We start from the raw sequence: 1,457 nt of genomic DNA on the forward strand, positions 1-1,457 counted from the left end.
GAAGGGAGTCTCAATGATGTTGTCAAGCCGCTTGGGCGGCGATCGATGGCATCGTGGGCTGCCAGGTGCGGTGGTCGCGGATGAGTGCCCAGAGCACGTCGACGCGGCGGCGGGCGAGGGCGAGGATGGCGCCTTTGGCTCTTTTGCCCTCGGCCCGTTTCTTGTCGTAGTAGGCACGCGAGGTGGGGTCGCAGCGGATACTGGTCAACGCGGATATGTAGAACACGCGCCGCAGGGCGCGGTTGTAGCGCGTGGGGCGGTGCAGGCGTCCGGTGCGTTTGCCGGAGTCGTGGGGCACCGGTGCCAGTCCGGCGTAGGCGGCCAGGTGGTCAGCCGAGGCGAACCACGTCATGTCTCCGGTGGCGGCGAGGAACTCGGCGCCGAGCCGGAAGCCCATGCCGGGCAGGCTGGTGATCACCTCGGCCAACCGGTGACGGCGAAATCGGGCCTCGATGGCAGCGTCCAGCTCGGCGATGTGCTCATCGAGGCGCATCACCTCCTCGGCCAGGCCCGCGATCAGCTCAGCGGTGACGTCTTCGCCGGGAAGCCGTGTGGTCTGCGACTTCGCGGCTTGCACTGCGGCTTCGGCGATGGCCGCGGCGGTGGACTCGCGCAGTCCGCCCATGCCGACCAGCAGACGCCTCAGGCGCGCTACTCCGGCCCGGCGCAGGGCCTTGGGACGCTGATAGCGAGCGAGCAGCCGAATCCATCCGCGCTGGCCGGTGAGGTCGGCGGCACGCTCCAGGGCGGGACAGATCGCGGTGAGTTGCTGGCGCAGTCGATTGATCGTCCGCGTGCGGTCGGCGACCACATCGGCGCGACGAGTGCTCAGCATCCGCAGCTCGACGACCAGCTCCTCCGGGGCGCGCAGCTCGATCAGGTCACGACGCATTCGGGCCTGGTCGGCGATGATGCGAGCGTCCTTGGCATCGGTCTTGCCTTCGCTGCGGTATCCAGCGGCGGCGCGGTTGACGGCTTTGCCGGGCAGGTAGCGCACCTTCTGGCCGTGGCTCCACAGGATCGCCAACAGCAAGGCGGATTCCGCTGTGGTCAGATCGACAGCCCAGGTGATCTCGTTGGCGCCCAGCTCGGTGACCTCCGCGATCAAGGTCAGCAGGTCCGTCTCGTCGTTGGCGACTCGGCGCGACAACATGCACGTGCCCTCGTCATCCACCACCCACGCCCAGTGGACTTCTTTACCCACGTCGATACCAACCCACACCCGCAACCGCGGCCTCCACCATCTCGTTCTTGCAGGTCACCCCTCGGACGATCCCGCCGTCATCTCCTTAAACCCAGCGATGATTCGCAGTTCTCAATCAGCGGCCAGGAACGTCCAGGCGGGCCGGGCGGCCACTCCCTTCGAGCCGCACCACCAAGGCCGGCAAGAAACTACAGCCTCACCCGGCCCGCCCGGGTGATCTACCCATCGGCAGATCAACTACCAACTTAAGGAG

1 protein-coding gene is annotated in these 1,457 nt (G+C 67.2%); it reads right to left on the minus strand.

The annotated features are described in order from the left end of the window. Positions 1-22 precede the first annotated feature (22 nt). The gene (locus tag F1721_RS34180) at positions 23-1,228 is read right to left on the minus strand and encodes an IS110 family RNA-guided transposase (protein WP_150070998.1); all 1,206 of its coding nucleotides are present in this window, start codon (positions 1,226-1,228) and stop codon (positions 23-25) included. Positions 1,229-1,457 lie beyond the last annotated feature (229 nt).

The organism is Saccharopolyspora hirsuta, assembly GCF_008630535.1.
Taxonomy (GTDB): Bacteria; Actinomycetota; Actinomycetes; order Mycobacteriales; family Pseudonocardiaceae; genus Saccharopolyspora; species Saccharopolyspora hirsuta.